The organism is Sphingobacterium hungaricum (assembly GCF_015210005.1).
Classification (GTDB): Bacteria; Bacteroidota; Bacteroidia; order Sphingobacteriales; family Sphingobacteriaceae; genus Sphingobacterium; species Sphingobacterium hungaricum.
Genome location: NZ_MU158697.1, coordinates 239,784 through 254,583, shown reverse-complemented (window position 1 = coordinate 254,583; position 14,800 = coordinate 239,784). Strand labels below are relative to the sequence as shown.

Annotated in this window: 14 protein-coding genes; 4 read left to right on the top strand and 10 right to left on the bottom strand. The window is 37.3% G+C overall.

Annotated elements, in window-relative coordinates; translation table 11 throughout:
- Positions 1–28: 28 nt before the first annotated feature.
- Complete coding sequence (locus C4F49_RS01030; RefSeq protein WP_196933969.1) at positions 29–2,533, top strand: family 20 glycosylhydrolase; 2,505 nt, start codon at positions 29–31, stop codon at positions 2,531–2,533.
- Between the two features lie 5 nt (positions 2,534–2,538).
- On the opposite strand, the gene C4F49_RS01025 is transcribed toward C4F49_RS01030, so the two are convergent.
- The 4 genes from C4F49_RS01025 to C4F49_RS01010 all read right to left on the bottom strand — a co-directional run bounded on the left by C4F49_RS01025 (position 2,539) and on the right by C4F49_RS01010 (position 6,694).
- On the bottom strand, positions 2,539–3,282 hold the full coding sequence (locus tag C4F49_RS01025; RefSeq protein WP_196933968.1) for a hypothetical protein: 744 nt from the start codon (positions 3,280–3,282) through the stop codon (positions 2,539–2,541).
- A gap of 206 nt (positions 3,283–3,488) precedes the next feature.
- The gene (gene ribH / locus C4F49_RS01020) at positions 3,489–3,977 is read right to left on the bottom strand and encodes a 6,7-dimethyl-8-ribityllumazine synthase (RefSeq protein WP_196933967.1); all 489 of its coding nucleotides are present in this window, start codon (positions 3,975–3,977) and stop codon (positions 3,489–3,491) included.
- 39 nt (positions 3,978–4,016) lie between these two features.
- The gene (locus C4F49_RS01015; RefSeq protein ID WP_196933966.1) at positions 4,017–4,688 is read right to left on the bottom strand and encodes a tetratricopeptide repeat protein; all 672 of its coding nucleotides are present in this window, start codon (positions 4,686–4,688) and stop codon (positions 4,017–4,019) included.
- 86 nt (positions 4,689–4,774) lie between these two features.
- Positions 4,775–6,694, bottom strand: a complete 1,920-nt coding sequence (locus tag C4F49_RS01010) for a polysaccharide biosynthesis protein (RefSeq protein WP_196933965.1) — start codon at positions 6,692–6,694, stop codon at positions 4,775–4,777.
- 137 nt (positions 6,695–6,831) lie between these two features.
- Here C4F49_RS01010 and C4F49_RS01005 point away from each other — a divergent pair, with 137 nt between their 5' ends.
- The 3 genes from C4F49_RS01005 to C4F49_RS00995 are packed head-to-tail and all read left to right on the top strand — an operon-like array spanning position 6,832 to position 9,420.
- Positions 6,832–8,043, top strand: coding sequence for an alanine dehydrogenase (locus C4F49_RS01005; RefSeq protein WP_196933964.1), 1,212 nt, complete (start codon positions 6,832–6,834; stop codon positions 8,041–8,043).
- A gap of 1 nt (position 8,044) precedes the next feature.
- Positions 8,045–8,902: an alpha/beta hydrolase gene (locus C4F49_RS01000; protein WP_196933963.1), complete on the top strand. Its 858-nt coding sequence runs from the start codon at positions 8,045–8,047 to the stop codon at positions 8,900–8,902.
- Positions 8,902–9,420 (top strand): TlpA family protein disulfide reductase, encoded by a 519-nt coding sequence (locus tag C4F49_RS00995; protein ID WP_231388168.1) that lies wholly within the window; start codon positions 8,902–8,904, stop codon positions 9,418–9,420. The genes C4F49_RS01000 and C4F49_RS00995 overlap by 1 nt, the downstream gene beginning before the upstream one ends.
- A 4-nt stretch (positions 9,421–9,424) precedes the next feature.
- On the opposite strand, the gene C4F49_RS00990 is transcribed toward C4F49_RS00995, so the two are convergent.
- From C4F49_RS00990 to porX, 6 genes are all read right to left on the bottom strand, one after another.
- Positions 9,425–10,468 carry an ABC transporter ATP-binding protein gene (locus C4F49_RS00990; protein WP_196933962.1) on the bottom strand — a complete coding sequence of 348 codons (1,044 nt, stop codon included), beginning with the start codon at positions 10,466–10,468 and terminating at the stop codon, positions 9,425–9,427.
- A 60-nt stretch (positions 10,469–10,528) separates the two neighbouring features.
- Positions 10,529–11,332, bottom strand: a complete 804-nt coding sequence (locus tag C4F49_RS00985) for an outer membrane beta-barrel protein (protein WP_231388167.1) — start codon at positions 11,330–11,332, stop codon at positions 10,529–10,531.
- Positions 11,333–11,351: 19 nt separating this feature from the next.
- The gene (locus C4F49_RS00980; RefSeq protein ID WP_196933961.1) at positions 11,352–12,125 is read right to left on the bottom strand and encodes a hypothetical protein; all 774 of its coding nucleotides are present in this window, start codon (positions 12,123–12,125) and stop codon (positions 11,352–11,354) included.
- Complete coding sequence (locus tag C4F49_RS00975) at positions 12,122–12,664, bottom strand: RNA polymerase sigma factor (protein ID WP_196933960.1); 543 nt, start codon at positions 12,662–12,664, stop codon at positions 12,122–12,124. The genes C4F49_RS00980 and C4F49_RS00975 overlap by 4 nt, the downstream gene beginning before the upstream one ends.
- A 71-nt stretch (positions 12,665–12,735) precedes the next feature.
- The gene (gene tsaE / locus C4F49_RS00970; RefSeq protein ID WP_196933959.1) at positions 12,736–13,152 is read right to left on the bottom strand and encodes a tRNA (adenosine(37)-N6)-threonylcarbamoyltransferase complex ATPase subunit type 1 TsaE; all 417 of its coding nucleotides are present in this window, start codon (positions 13,150–13,152) and stop codon (positions 12,736–12,738) included.
- A 13-nt stretch (positions 13,153–13,165) separates the two neighbouring features.
- Entirely contained in the window at positions 13,166–14,719 is a 1,554-nt protein-coding gene (porX, locus tag C4F49_RS00965; RefSeq protein ID WP_196933958.1) for a T9SS response regulator signal transducer PorX, read from the bottom strand.
- Positions 14,720–14,800 lie beyond the last annotated feature (81 nt).

Genomic DNA, 14,800 nt, shown 5'->3' with positions numbered 1-14,800 from the left:
ACTTTTAGGAGAATTTTAAGCCATCAAAATGAAGAAGTTTAACCTGTTCTTTCGTACTGCTCTTTGTGGATTTATATGCTTGCTTGTCGCTAATCTGGCTCATGCTCAGCAGTTAAGCGACCAGATCCATATCCATTGGAGGCCCGCTCAAACCTATGCTGTGGACAATCAGTATTCTTTGCAATTAATTTTAAAAAATAATTCCAATCAAGTCGCTAATCTTCAGAATTTCGATCTTTGGTTTAATTCGATCTTTCCGATTGTAGACGAAAAGCATACTGGATATGAGCTTACGGATGAAAACGGAAACTTATTTAAGGTTAAATTTCTTCAAAATCAAACCCTGCAACCTCAAGATTCTATTGTTATAGATTTCAAATCCAAGTATAAAATGGCGAATGCGTCGAGCATCGTCAATGGGTTTTATTTTCAAAATGCTAAGAATCCGAATCAATATTTTCCGGTAAAAAACTTTCATTTTGTTCCGATAACCGTTCCTCCAGTGGAGAACAAACAATTTCTTGCAGCTGTTTATGACCGTAATGCAGAAATAAAACAAGCCTCTTCGTTATTGCTGTTGCCTACGCCAGCGAGCCTACGGAAAGGAAAGGGACAATTGGAAATTTCACAGCAGATTACCTATTCAATCGACCCTTCTTTTCCTGATGCTTTGCAATCCCTTCAAGATTTCGTCTTTAATCAGCCTGGATTTTCATTCGCTCCTGCGGAAAAAGGAAAAGCAACTATTCAGATCATTAAAAACGCGCAGCTTGAGAAGGAGGCTTATTCATTGGATATTTCTCAAAAGGCCATAACGATCGAAGCTTCTACGGATGCGGGGGTCTTCTATGCGCTGCAATCGATCAATTCATTGATCAAGGTTGCTGACCAAAAAGCGGATCCGTCGAAAATTATTCTTCCTGCTGTTAAGATAGATGATAAACCTCGTTTTGGTTATCGGGGATTGATGCTGGATATTGCGCGTAATTTTAAGGATACGAAAACCATAAAAAAATACATCGATATTATGGCGATGTATAAGCTAAATACATTGCATCTGCATTTTATTGATGATGAAGGCTGGAGAATTGAGATTCCTTCGTTGCCAGAACTGACTGAAATCGGAGCTAACCGCTCGCCGTCATTTGCTGATGGCAAAAGCATTCAGCCGGCTTATGGTTCGGGTGGAGTTTCTTCTGAAAAAGCTTTTCTTTCCCAAGCAGATTTTATTGACTTATTGCAGTATGCACAAAAAAGGCATATAGAAATTATTCCAGAAATTGAAACTCCAGGACACGCGCGTGCATCGATCAAAGCGATGGAGACAAGGTATAATCGATTGATGGAATTAGGCAAGCCGAAAGAAGCAAACCAATATCTCTTGCACGATTTTGAAGATCAATCCATTTATAATTCTGCGCAAAACTGGGATGATAATGTGATGAACGTGGCTTTGCCATCTGTTTACACATTTATTTCGACAGTAATCGATGATTTGAAAGCGATGTATGTGAAAGCTGGCTTAACGATGAAAACCGTATCAATCGGTGGAGATGAAGTGCCTAATGGCGTTTGGGAAAAATCGCCTAAAATAAAGCAGTTAATGGATAGCTTGAATTTTTCTTCGGTAAATCAGGTTTGGCCTTATTATGTGGCAAAAGTGTACGATTTAGCGAATAAGAAAGGAGTTAATATCGCTGGTTGGGAAGAGATTGGCATGGTAAACCAAGGAAATGGAATGGTCGTGAACAAAGAATTGGCTTCGACAACCATGCAATTGGATGTCTGGAACAATGTTGTTGGTGGCGGACAAGAAGATTTGGCTTATCGCTTAGCGAATGCGGGCTATAAGACGGTTTTTATCAGTTCAAGCAATTTTTATTTTGATATGGCGTGGAACAATCGTTTCGACGAGCCGGGCTTGGTCTGGGCTAGTTTGATCGATCTGTATCAAGCGTATTCTTTCTTGCCAGAATCGTTTTTTGCCAACATCAATCTGTATGCAAAAGGAAAGGCTTTTGACAAGAAGCACTTTAATTCGAGCATAAGGCTGAATGAGAAGGGCAGGTCCAACCTAATCGGCGTAAAGGGAGGATTGTGGTCAGAAACAATTTTAGATGAGCAGAGAATGGATTACATGGCTTTTCCAAGGTTTTTCGCTTTGGCAGAACGTGCTTGGTCGCCTGTGAGGAGTTGGGAATCAGAAGTAAGTTTCTCAAAAGCTAAGATTGACAAAGAATACGGCGAATTCATCAATCGGGTAGGACAGGAGGAACTTCCAAAGTTAGACTTGGGATTTGAGGGAATCAATTATAGATTGCCGGGAATCGGCGTCAAGTTGATTAATTCAAAGCTCTGTGCCAACTTAGAATATCCGGGATTTGATATCTACTACAGTACAGATGGGAGCACTCCTACGAAATCGAGTTCAAAATATTCGGAGCCGATAGTTTATGATCCTTCGACTACCTATACATTTCTTGTGATCCACGAAAATGGCAGAGCAGGAAATGCGCAGGTTTATTCGAATTAGTCGATTTACAGCGTTGAAAATTTAGACTCTTCCATTTCTGTGAAAGAAGCAACTAATGAATAGGAAGAGCTTTTTGATGAATCAGATGTGCTTTTAAAGATGGTCGGTAAAGTTAATCCTCCACCAATATCTTTATAGCCATCGATCAGGTATTCTTCCTCATTTAATTCCAGATTGCGCAACAAATAGTTCTCTGTGCTGGTATAGATTTTTCCGCTTAAGGGTTTATTCATCAAACTCGAAGTTTTAAACGGGATACCATTTAATTTTTCTGCATTGCTAATTTTATTTTCTACAGAGCCTAATTTGGAACCTGATTTATCCAAGAATGTCTGAATAAATAATAGGGAACTATCTTCATTAAATTGCGCCAATAAATCCTGAAACAATTCATTTTCTGAATTAGCATTTTTGATTTCAATTTGGTTTTTGTAAATCTTTTTTAACTTCTGAGATTGGTAATTAAATAGAAAGATATAGCGATCCCCTTGAGCGTCTTTTCCTTCGAAGCGCACTTCGCCATTGGATTTATTTAGTAGAAAGCGTCTTGACTCCTTAAAAGACGAAGAGAGCTCATTTCCTTTGACGACGAAAAGGATAAAGCGAGTGTTTTGCCATGTTGACTTACCTCCAATTCCTTCCCAAATGGAATTGATAACACCGTTTTGAGCTTTCAGGTTTCCCGTTGAGCAGAAAAAAAGCAAGGATAAAAAAATAGAGGATAAGTATACTGATGAATGAATTTTCATATTAAACCTTAAAAGTTTGGAAAACCATAAGAAAAATCTCGGATGAAGAATTATCGAGATCTGTAGTTTTTCTTTGGATAAGTGCTGTATGCTGCGCATTTTTTTGAAGCACAGGATGATACTAGAATAGCGCTAGCGATTAGTGTGATAAAGACTGCTATAATTCTGCAACGTTTCATACAGACAAAATTACGAAAAATATATGATTAATATTTTTTACTTATTTCAGCCATCTGAATAGCTGTAATAGCCGCTTCTTCTCCTTTGTTTCCGTGTTTCCCTCCCGAACGATCCAATGCCTGCTGCAGGTTATCTGTCGTTAAAACACCGAAAATAACAGGTTTATTGTATTTGATTGCAACATTGCTCAATCCATGGGCAACTGCATCACAAATAAAATCAAAATGTTTTGTTTCTCCTTGAATGACACATCCCAATGAAATAATTGCATCAAAAGAAGAGTCTCTTAACAAGATATCCGAACCTGAAATCAATTCGTAACTTCCAGGAACGTGGATAATCTCAATATTTTTATCCTCTGCACCCTGAGCAATCAATTTGTCATAAGCGCCTTGCAAAAGAGCGCCAGTTACTTCAGAATTCCATTGTGAAACAACAATTCCAAATTTATAATCCGTCGCGCTTGCAACTTGAATGTGTGAAAAATCGGATAAGTTTTTGTGGGAACTCGACATGATGATTGTTTTGATTTGAACAGGTAAATGAAATAAGGCTTATAATTTCGCCTTATTTCTTGCTATTAATGCATCAACAGTCGATGATTCTTGACTTCCTGGATAGTCCGTTTGAATACGTGTAAACGCTTCTTCTGCTTTTTTGTATTCTTGCAATTGCTCGTAAACCAATCCTAATTTCTTTAAGAATAAAGGGGTTGTGTACGAATTCTTTGATTTATCAGCTGCCTTTTTGTAGAATTCAGCCGCTTTTTTATAATCTTGTTGTTCAGAATACGCATCACCGATCAAGCCGTGAACCAAAGGATCTAAGATTTCGCTTCCGGTATCAGAATATTTTTGCAAAGCATCGATTGCTTCTTGTGGTTTGCCTTCGCGAAGGTATAAACCTCCTAAATAAGCATTTGCAATGTTCGCAGATTTAGTGTTTGAATATTCTTTAGAAATCTCTTCGAAGCCTGGAAATGAACCGTCACCATTGATCGCTTTCGCTTGCAATGAATCGATTGTAGCGTATTCTTCAGCCTTATACATCTGATTTGCAGCTTTTTCAGCTCTTGGTGCCAAATATAATTTTTGGTATCCGAAATAAAGGACTATAAGAAGTAATATTCCACCTACAATAAAAATGATGCTTTTTTCATTTTCTTGAAAAAATGAACTTTTTGATTTTACAACTTTAGTGGAATCACTATTAATTTTATCTGACATATTTGTGTTAATCTAATTCGGAACGCAAAATTACAATTTTATCGTTTACTTGCAAGTTTTAATCAATAAATCTGTTGATTAGCTGTTTAATCGACCTTGACCTCTTCTAAATCCAGCTGCTCATAAATCGAGTTCTGGCTTTTAAATTCTGGAACAATCTGTTTCATCTGTCTAACGATGTTGTTGTTGTTTTGCGTATTAACCGCAACAAACAAATCTTGCATATACCGTTTGACGATTCCAAAGTCATTTTCCCTGACTTTGGCAATCATGATTTTCTCATGGTGAGTAGGCATGGTGTTTTCCAAGTCATTCAAAAGTTCTTCATATAATTTTTCACCTGGCCTTAATCCAGTGAATTTAATATCAATCTCTTGGTAAGGAATATGTCCTGAAAGTTTAATCATTTTGACTGCCAAATCCACAATTTTCACGGATTTACCCATGTCGAAAACAAATATCTCTCCACCATTCCCCATGCTTCCTGCCTCGATTACCAATTGACAAGCTTCGGGAATCGTCATGAAATACCGAGTGATGTCAGGGTGAGTCACTGTTAATGGCCCACCTTTGTCGATTTGGTCTTTGAATCGAGGAATGACCGAACCATTCGATCCCAATACATTTCCAAAGCGGGTCGTGATAAATTTTGTATGTGACTGAATGTTGCTTAATTCTAAGTTCGTATTTAATGACTGGACATAGATTTCGGCAATTCTTTTTGTAGCACCCATTACGTTTGTCGGATTCACCGCTTTGTCTGTCGAAACAAATACAAATTTCTGAACCTTAAATTCGACGGCTAAATTAGCCAAAGTGAACGTTCCCAATACATTTGTTCTAACCCCTTCAATTGGATGGTTTTCCATCATCGGCACATGCTTATAAGCTGCAGCATGGTACACGTAATGCGGTTTGAATGTTTCAAACAGCAAGCGCATGCGATTTTCGTTCTTTACATCCGCAATAAACGAGTGATATACTTGGTTTTTGTATAAATCCTGCAAATCCAATTGTAAATTATGCAAAGGGGATTCAGCCTGATCGCAAAGGATAATCATCTGCGGGTTGTATTTTCCTAACTGTTTGGAGATTTCGCTTCCTATTGATCCAGCAGCGCCAGTCACCAAGATTCGCTTACCTTCAAGCTGACCTAAAATATTTTCATTGGAGATTTTTATCGAAGGTCGTTCCAATAAATCTTCAATTTTAATTTTCTGAATTTGGTTTGGCGACAAGTCACCATTCATTATTTTTTTGATTGGAGGCAATGTCAATACATTCACATCGTGTTCCAAACACATTTCAATAACCTCATTTTTGTTTTCAGGATTGATGCTGTAGGAAGCAATAATCAATTCATCGATTGCCAGTTTGTTGATGATCTTAGGTAATTCAGATGAGCGATAAATCTTCAATCCGTCAATAGACTTCCCAATCTTTCCTTCGTCATCATCAATGTAAGCCAAGATGGCTTTGTCTGCACGAAGATCATGCTCAAATGTTCTTTTAACCGCAATACCTAAATCTCCAGCGCCGTACACAATAACGTTTTTGCGGCTTCTTCTTGTTGATTTCGTGTATTGGAAAAATATTTTTATGGAAGTTCTGTAGGTGATTAACGAAGTGAATAAGAATAAAGAATAAAGAATGATTAGATTGGAGGGAAGTATAGGGTCTAACTGAAAAATTACGAAAAACAGTTTGACAACAAAAAGCATTACTAATGTGAACAGAACCGTCGACAAAATTCGAATGGAGTCAATTGCACTGGTGTACCTAACAATTCCCGAAAATAATTTGAAAATAAAAAAAGATAATGCTGTTACAGTTAAACAGGTTAAAAAATCTATCGCAAAATTAGAATCAGAAAAGAAAGTTGGGTTGAAATTATGATAAATTACAAAAGCAATTAAGAATGCAAGAACAGCAACGGCCATATCAAATGAGAATATAATCCAGCGCGGAACTATTTTTATATGGTTTAGTAGTTTTAAAAATTTCATGTTTGTATGCTTGATTTTGTAAAAATACGTATAATTTGCGATTATAATAATAGGATTTTTACACTAAAAGGATGTTTTATACTGAATTAATGTTAATTTTAATTCTTCTTTATATTGATTTTTGATTACATGGTGAAATGGGAAGTTTAAGTAGTATTGCAGAAGGAGCGTTGCTTCAACCGCAAGAGATGTTATACTCAAAGGGGAGCAAGAAGGAAAATTTAGTTATCGGAATACCCAAAGAATCTTCTTTTCAGGAAAGAAGAATTGCAATTACGCCATTGTCTGTTGGGCTTTTGGTCGAAAATGGACATCAAGTCATTATTGAATCGGATGCCGGAAAGTTGTCCAACTTTTTAGATCATCACTATAGCGAGCAAGGAGCGCAGATAGTTTACGATAAGAAAGAAGTCTTTAAAGCAGATATTATTATTAAGATTCTGTCACCTACTGAGGAAGAAGTTCAATTGATGAAGAATAAGCAAGTGCTTCTTTCGTCGTTGCAACCTTCCTTACTTGATTTGTCAATCTTGCAAGGATTGATGAAAAAGCAAATCACAGCCATTTCTTATGAATATTTAGAAGATGAAGATTGTCATCTTTCGATTGTTCGGGCAATGAGTGAGATTGTAGGCGCGACTTCCATTTTGATTGCAGCAGAATATTTAAGCAATGTTTTTGACGGAAAAGGATTGATGTTGGGCGGTGTGACAGGCGTTCCTCCGACTGAAATGGTCATTATTGGTGCCGGAACCGTTGGCGAGTTTGCAGCGAGAACAGCCATCGCACTTGGTGCTCAAGTAAAAGTGTTCGACAGTTCTGTTTACCGCTTGCGCCGGTTGCAGAATAATGTAGGTTCGCGTGTCTTCACTTCGGTTATTCAGCCGGTTGTCTTGAACAAAGCGGTTCGTTCTTCGGATGTGGTCATTGGTGCGTTGCGAGCAAAAAATGGACGTACACCTTGCGTGATTTCTGAAGCTACGGTTTCCAGAATGAAACCTAATTCTGTCTTAATCGATGTGAGTATTGACCAAGGGGGCTGTTTTGAAACTTCTGAAGTTACCTCACATGATAAACCCGTATTTCGTAAATATGATGTTATTCATTATTGCGTTCCAAATATAGCTTCTCGTGTTGCAAGAACAGCGACTTATGCGTTGACGAATATTTTGACGCCGATTTTGTTAGATATCGGTGAGAAGGGCGGTATTAAAAATCTGATCTGGTGTAATCCTGGAATTCGAAATTCCATTTATTTGTACCAAGGAAATTTAACAAATAAAGACATTGCCAACCGCTTTCAGATTCCAGCGAAAGATTTGGAATTAATTATTATCTCAAATCAATAGCATGAAATATTACTTTCTATTTTCTCTTTTAATGATTGTTAGCTTTGCTTCCGCACAGGACGTTCGTCCTTTATATCCGAATGAAATTCCAAACAGTAAAAATCCGGACTCAGAAAATTACAAAAACAATATTCCTACCTTATATATTTACAAGCCGGAATCAGTGACAAAAAATAAAGCATTTCTAATTATTCCGGGTGGTGGATATGCTCATGTCGCAATCAATCACGAAGGACATGATGTTGCGAAAGCATTGAACAAGGAGGGTTATGTTGCAGTCGTTCTAAAATATCGTTTGCCTAGCAATGAAATTATGGAAGACAAGCGTTTTGGGCCTATTCAAGATGCGCAATCGGCTATCAAGTTTATCCGAGACAACAAAGAAGCGCTGGGTTTGGCATTTGATGAAGTCGGTGTTTTAGGGTTCTCTGCAGGTGGGCATTTAGCTTCAACCTTATCCACTCATTACAACCATGCATACATTGAGAATCAAAATAATACCTCTTTAAAGCCAGACTTTTCCGTGCTCTTATATCCTGTCATCTCGATGGATCCAGATATCACGCATGAGGGGTCTAAGAAAAACTTGATTGGCCCGTCATATTCGGATGAAGATGTGTCGAATTTTTCAAATGAATTGCTGGTGGATAAGAATTCTCCGAGAGCATATTTAATGCACGCAAAAGATGATAAGGTGGTTGTTTTAGAAAATAGCGAGCGCTATGCGAAAGCATTGGACAAGCATGCAGTTAAAAATAAAGTCTATATTTATGAAAAGGGAGGTCATGGTTTTGGCCTTAAGAACAAGCAAGAAGATGGCGATTGGTTCGCAGATATGTTAAATTGGATAGAAAATTAATGGGCACGAGAATAATTTTAACTGCAGTACTTTTTTTAATGAGTTGTGGTCTGTTCGCACAAGAAAGTGGCGAATGGCGAGTTTCAAAGGGACAGCAAGGTCCAGCCTTCGAGGTTGTTGATCAATCAGGAAATCGCATGACCTCCGAGTCTTTAAAAGGAAAGGTAGTTTTGATCAATTTTTTTGCCACATGGTGTCCTCCTTGCCGACAAGAACTGCCGAGGTTGCAAAAAGAAATTTATGATAAAAAGAAAGATAGATCTGATTTTGAAGTTATGGTGTTGGCGAGAGAAGAAGGATGGGATAAATTGAATCCATTCATTCAATCCAACAGCTATACATTTCCAATTTATCCAGATTTAAATCGTGGAGTTTATGGTTTGTTTGCAGAAAATACAATTCCAAGAAATGTCGTGTTGGACAAAGAGGGAAAGATTATTTATTTGTCAATCGGATTTTCGGATAAAGAATTTGATAAACTAATCAAGACAATTGACAAAGAATTGAATAAAAAATAGATGCTTAAAACTCAATAAAATCTTTTACCAGAATGTCAATTCTGGTATTTTTTTTGACTTCCTGCTTAGGATACTGAATACAGTTCACGGTTAATTCATCATTTCCTAAAAATAATTCACGATAAAAACCGCGGAATTTTACTTCTTTAACCCAAAAATTACCTTTAGGATTTTCTCGAATTTCAATGTTTTCTTGATGGATTCCAATGGTTTTTTGAACATCCAATCCTAAAGCGCTTGCTTGTTCCGGAGTAAGAATATTGCATTTTGCCAATAATTGCCCAGTGTAAGGATGTTTCGGATGATAATATAAATCCGACGGTTTTCCCTGCTCGACAATTTTTCCATTTTTCATCACCAGCAGTTCATCCGCCAGTGCCAAGACTTCTGTCGGGTCGTGCGATACGATGATAATTGTCAATCCTGTTTCTTCTACAATCGTGCGGATATCCTGTTGCAAGGAATCTCTAAACGCAGCGTCCACCTGATTAAATGGTTCGTCCATCAGTAAAACCTCAGGTTCATTAATCAATGCCCGCGATATCGCCACGCGCTGTTTTTCTCCACCGCTTAAATCAGCTACGCGCTGTTGCGCAAGGTGATTGATTCTAAGTTTTTTTAAAACCTCTTTGGTTTTCGATTCCTTCAAGGCTAAATTGGTGTTCGAAAGTTGGGAAGCGACATTATCCCAAACTTTTGCATATTGATTTAAATCATCAAATCCTTGAGAAACCAATTTCATGGCTTCATGTCCAGGAATAAGCTTGTCTTTTCTTGTCGGAACAAGCCAGCCTTTATAACGGATTTCGCCAGTTTCTGGAGCCAAAAGGCCATAAATTAATTTCAGTAAAGTTGTTTTTCCGCTTCCTGACTCGCCGATTATTGCCGTGATTTTATTTTGCTGGATCGCAAAATCAACCTGCTGAATGGCATGTACTTTTACTTTTCCTTCAAAATCCAAAGAAACATCCTGCCCATGAATGAGGGGCAAATTCAATTTTTGGACATCGAAGGGAACATACTGACAGGACGTGGTTTTTTGACTCATAAAAATGCCGAAATCTTAGTTGATTTCGGCACAAAAATACAATTAAATATACTTTAAATATTAAAATCCTAGTGTTAATCCAAAAGCAAAGTTATTCAAACTTTCTTGAGTAGGGCTTTTTTCAAACAAATCGTTTGCATAATATTTCGCAAAAAGACCTACTCCTCCAAATCCAACCCTCGCAAATCCACCGTATTGGAAACTAGCAAAATTGTAATTGTCTCTGAACTTTTGTTTGCCTAACTCATCGCTTTTCAATCGCTGTGTAGCTTTCAATAAAATGCCAGTCATTGGTCCGAAAGCGAATTTCAAGCGGTCGCCATTTCTCATCTTTCTGCTTCGCAATTCAAATGTCAATGGCACTCTTAAATAAGTTGTCGTCAAGACATTTTTGCTGTAATTTACTTCCGATGGATCGACATTCGCATAGGTTAACGGAGTTGTGTTCTCAGCCAATAACACATTTTCTTTTAAGCGTAAATAATTCCATTCAAAACCTGTAGAAAGATATATTTTGAATTTATCGGTAAAACGAACCCCTACTTGTGCCACATCGAATCCAAAATTAGAAGCTTTCTTGTAAGCTAAAAATTTATTTTCGTCAGATAAGGTAAAGCTTCCATCCTCGATAATTCTTGAAAAACCCCAATCTATTCTTGAAAAAGTCAACCCTCCATAAATTCTAGGATATTTTACTTCATCGTCTGAATCATCCTTGCCTAATTTATTGTCAAGGTCTTTGAATTTGATTTTCATCGTGTCTTTTTCGACAACTTTTACTTCCGTTTGAGCAAAAGCTGATGCACTAAAAGCAATACATAATGCAGTTAATAAGCGGGCGGTTATTTTTATTGATTTTCTCATTTTCTTTGTCTGATTTAAGTTATTTTTTCTTTCTATTTCTGGCAAATGCATCAATGATATTGATTTTTAAAGTTCCTTCTTCATCGTTGCTGAACAAAACGTCTTTCGAACTGCTAATGTCGATGGATTCAGAGACTGCATTTAGTACTTGTGTTACAAAATTGGATTTCACTTTCGATTTCGTTGTCGCAATCATCGTTTCTTCATATTCCGGAAGATCGATTAACGGTTGAATAGGTTCGACTTCGGTAACTGCAACGACTACTTTTGCAGGTTCGATAGGGACCGTTTGTTTCTCAATCGCTGGAGATTTAACTGGAATGACGGCTATAAAATTTTCTTTTTCCTCAACCACGTTCTCAACAAATTCTTCAGTTCTAGGTAATTCTTCGGTCGCATTCAAAACCTTTGAAGATTTTTTGCTGTCGATTTTTTGACTGGCCGCGAGCATTGTTTTTTTCTCGGGTAAAACCTCCGATTCTTTTGGCGTTTCAAGTGTCGCTGGTTTCTCGCTTGTAATTGACTGTTCGATTTCCGGCTGAACTGTTGCTTGAGTGTCAGTAGACTCGACAGTATCTTGATTTCTAAACAACAAAACAGACACGCCGAACAACATCAACAAGGCGGCGATCGAAGCGTAAGGATACCATTTTTTAGAAGTTTTTCTAAATGGCACCACTTTACTTTGCTGATCCAATTCAGCTGCAATTTTATCCCACACGCGGCTATGCGGAGTTTCTTCCTTATTTTCTAAAGATTTTTTGAAGAAATCATCAAATTCGTTCTCTTTCATAATCCTATTTTTTCCATTTGTGTAATTCTATCTTTTAACCATGTTCTGGCTCTCGATAGCTGTGATTTAGAGTTTCCTTCGCTTATCTGCAACATTTCCGAAATCTCTTTGTGTGAGTATCCTTCGATGGCATATAAGTTGAATATGGTCTTGTAACCAATCGGCAGTCTTCTAACCAAAGCCATCAAATCTTGATAATTTGATTGGTCTGTTCCAATCGAACTATGTATGCTGATTGACGCATGGTCTTCCACATCTACAAATTTGATTTTGTTTTTTCGATGCGTTTCTATTGCCAAATTGACCATTATTCTCCTAATCCAACCTTCTAAAGAACCTCTGCCATCAAACAAGTCATGCTTCGTGAATACTTTTACAAATCCTGCTTGTAAAATATCTTCCGCTTCTTGACTATCTTTTGCGTAGCGCAAACAAACTGCATGCATCTTTGCTGAAAAATACTGATACAAGTCGTACTGTGCTTTGCGATCTGCATTTTTGCACCCCTGCCATATGACGTCAATATTCTTCAATTCCAAGTTAAATTTTTAGTTTGTTATCTAGAAGACGGCGGGTTTTGAGAAATGGTTGCGTGAGGAAAAGAAATATTTTATAAAATTTTTGCAGTGAACTTTCTTTGATGAACATCAATTGCTGTAATGTCCACTAAAACAGCGTTTTCGGGAATTAAGTTTTCGATTTTCTCTGGCCATTCGATAAAACAATAATTACCGGAATAAAAATATTCTTCATAACCCATATCAAAAGCTTCTTGCTCATTTTTTATTCGATAGAAATCAAAATGATAGATTGCTCCTGTCGGAGAATGATATTCATTGACGATAGAAAATGTTGGACTTGAAGTTGTTGAGTCAACTTCCAAAACTTCACACAAAGCTTTGATAAACGTTGTTTTCCCAGCACCCATGTTTCCGTTAAACAGAAAAACTTTGGATGAAGGGAATTCTTGAATCAATTGCTGAGCTACTTCAGGGAGTTCGTGAATGTTTTTGATGGTTACGTCCATACCCCAAAATTAGTTATTTTGGGATATATGTAGCATAAGGGATTATCATTTCTTCCAATGAAATCCCACCATGCTGGAATGTTCCATTAAAATAGTTGACAAACTGGTTGTAATTATTTGGATAAACAAAGTATAAATCTTCTTTTGCAAACACGAATGCAGAACTCACATGAAGTTTCGGAAGTTGCGCATCATGCGGATTCTTGATCATAAACACATCCTTTTCGGCGAAATTTAAATTTTTGCCTTGTTTGTAGCGCAGATTGGAATTCGTGTTTCGGTCGCCAACGATTTTGCTCGGTTTTTTTACACGAATAGTTCCGTGATCGGTTGTCAAGATCAGGCGGACATTTTTGGAAGAAAGCCATTTGATTGCTTCTAACAAAGGCGAATGTTCAAACCAAGAAAGCGTCAATGAGCGGTACGCCGCGTCATCATTTGCCAATTCTCGGATCATTGCCATATCGGTTCTCGCATGGGAAAGCATATCGACAAAATTGTAAACCAATACATTTAAGTCATATTGCATGTAATTGTTGATGTTTTCCACGACATCTTTTCCTTGTTCCAACGTTAAAATTTTGGTGTAGCTGTGTTTGATGTCTCGGCGATAAATCCTTTTAATTTGATCTGTCAAAAATTTGTCTTCGTGCAGGTTCTTTCCGCCTTCATCATCATCATTTTGCCACATCTCTGGAAATCTTTTTTCCATTTCTAAAGGCGTTAATCCGCTAAAAATTGCATTACGGGCGTATTGAGTAGCAGTCGGCAAAATGCTATAGTAGTTGTCTTCTTCTTCTAACCTAAAATAATCGGTTACGACATCATTGATGATTTTCCATTGGTCATAACGTAAATTATCGATCAGGATAAAAAAGGTCGGTTTATCAGCTTCTAACTTGGGAAAAACTTTAGTTTTAAATAATTGATGCGAAAGAACAGGGCTTTGATCTGGATTTTTGATCCAGTTCAAATAATTTTTCTCAATAAATTTCGAAAACAATTGGTTGGCATCTGACTTTTGCATCGTCAGTATTTCATGCATTCCTGCGTCTTCCAATTTTTCCAGCGACAATTCCCAATAAATCAGTTTTTTATACGCTTCAACCCATTTTGCGTAATCCAGGTCATCATTTAAGATCATGCCCAGATTCCGAAAATCCTGCTGATAAGCCATCGACGTCTTTTCGCTGACCAATCTCCTGTTTTCGGTAAATTTTTTAATCGTTAAAAGAATTTGTTTCGGATTAACAGGCTTAATCAGGTAATCGTCGATTTTAGAACCTATCGCATCTTCCATTAAATGCTCTTCTTCGTTCTTAGTGACTAAGACAGTCGGAATGGTCGGGTTGATAGATTTTAAGATTGCCAATGTTTCCAAGCCAGTGAGCCCGGGCATATTCTCATCCAGAAAAACAAGGTCAAAAGGTTCATTTTTAAATGCTTCAACAGCATCGTTTCCATTGTTTACTGTGACAACTTTGTAGTTTTTCTGTTCCAATAATAGGATATGCGGTTTCAGAAAATCGATTTCATCATCAGCCCAAAGTATATGTGTTTTCTGCATAAAAAGTATTTATTGCTTCCTGTAGATTGTATAGCTCGAATAAATACGAAATCTAAATTCTGCTTTTTTGTGTTTGAATTA